Raw genomic sequence first — 1,678 nt, 5'->3', positions numbered from 1 at the left:
CGCGGCGTCCGTCGGCGACGGCGCGGGCGTGGCCGGCGCGCCGCCCGGCGACCAGGACCGGGTCTCGGTCGGCAGCGCGAGCAGCGCGGCGTGCACGTCCGCGGCGGACGCGAACCGGTCCTCGCGCGCCGGGGCGAGGCACCGGTCGACGACCGCGAGCAGCGCCGCGGGCACGTCGTCGCGCCGCACCGGACGCCGCTCGCCCGTGCGCACGCGCCGCAGGTAGCCCAGCGCGGTGTCGTCGTCCGGGTCGGGCGCGGCGAACGGCGCGCGCCCGTCGAGCAGGGTCGAGAGCGTCGAGCCGAGCGACCACACGTCGTCGGCGGCCGTGGGCTCGAGCCCGTCGAGCACCTGCGGCGACGCGTGCCGGTAGCTGAAGCGTTCGAGCGACGCGGTGTGCCCCGCGTCCGCCATGCGCGCGATGCCGAAGTCCGTCAGGACGTACGACGTGGGCAGCAGCAGCACGTTCTGCGGCTTGACGTCGCGGTGCAGCACGCCGTGCGCGTGCGCGAACGCGAGCGCGTCGGCCACCGCGGTGCCCGCGGCCACGACCTCCGCGACGGGCAGCGGGCCGTGGCTGCGCAGGCGGTCGTGCAGCGAGCCGAGGTCGTGGAAGTCCATGACGAGGCACGGGTGGCCCTGCGCGGTGGTCCCGGTGTCGAGCACGGTCACGACGTGCGGGTGCTGGCGCCCCAGCCGCACGGTGATCTCGAGCTCGCGCGCGAACCGCGCACGCGTGGCGGGGTCGGTCTCGAGCAGGACCTTGATCGCGACGTCGCGGTGCAGCGCGGGCTGGTGCGCGCGGTAGACGACCGAGTCGCCGCCGCGGGCGACCTCGCGCAGGTCGGTGTACCCGGGCAGCCCGAGGTCGACGTCGACCCGGGTCGTGCGCGTCGGCGTGGGCGCCCACAGCTCGTCGTCGTCCATCGCTCCTCGTCCCCGGCCCCGCGCCGGTGCCCGGCGTCCCCCGCGACCGAGACTAGCGGCGGCCGTCGAGCGTGCCGTCGGCCGGACCGGTGAGGCCGTCCCACAGCGCACGGGCGCGCAGGCCGACCTCCTCGGCACCCGTGACGATCAGCGCACCGGGCGTGTTGAGCATGCCCCACGCGCCGCCGAGGTCGAACGCGGCGTCCATGCGGTCGGTGAACCGCGCGTGGAAGTCGGTGCCCTGCATCGCGTCGTTCGCGGCCGTGCCCACGGCGGTGCCGACCTGCCACGACGCGCCGAGGGCGGCGCTGCCCAGGCCCCAGCCGGGCACGAACGACCCCGCGCCCAGCACCGCGGACACCGCGTTGTCGACCGTGCCGTGCAGGTCGCCCGCGCCGTGCGCGCGGTACGCGCCGTACGCGTCCGACGCGACGCCCAGCGCCGCGGCGCCCTGCAGCACGCCGCCGACCGCGGGGCCGATGTGCGCGTCCTGCATGATCCCGACCGCCTGGTCGAGCACGCGGTACGACGAGCCGAGCGTGACGTTGTCCCAGCGGCCGAGCGCCGCCGCGACGGCCGCCGCGTCCGCCGCCGTCGTGACGGTGCCGAGCCGGCCGAGCGCGTCGGACACGACGTCGTGCGCGCGGTCGACCTGCGCGCGGACGTCCGCCCACGACGTGCCTGCGCCCGTCGCCGTGCCCGTGCCGGCGGGCGCAGGGGCGGGCACGGCCGCGCCCGGGCCGCTGCCCGG

At 77.9% G+C, this 1,678-nt stretch carries 2 protein-coding genes; both read right to left on the bottom strand.

Annotation, left to right across the window (positions count from 1 at the left end; genetic code table 11):
• Positions 1 to 927 (bottom strand): serine/threonine-protein kinase (locus CS2_RS18205; RefSeq protein ID WP_156442220.1); only part of this gene is annotated, 927 nt, incomplete at its 3' end.
• Positions 928 to 979: 52 nt separating this feature from the next.
• The coding region (locus CS2_RS19250; protein WP_217997415.1) for a hypothetical protein at positions 980 to 1,678 on the bottom strand (699 nt) is incomplete at its 5' end.

This window comes from Cellulomonas iranensis NBRC 101100 = JCM 18110 (assembly GCF_001552375.1).
Classification (GTDB): Bacteria; Actinomycetota; Actinomycetes; order Actinomycetales; family Cellulomonadaceae; genus Cellulomonas; species Cellulomonas iranensis.
Note: the sequence above shows the minus strand (reverse complement) of the source record. Positions and strands in the feature narration are given on the sequence as shown.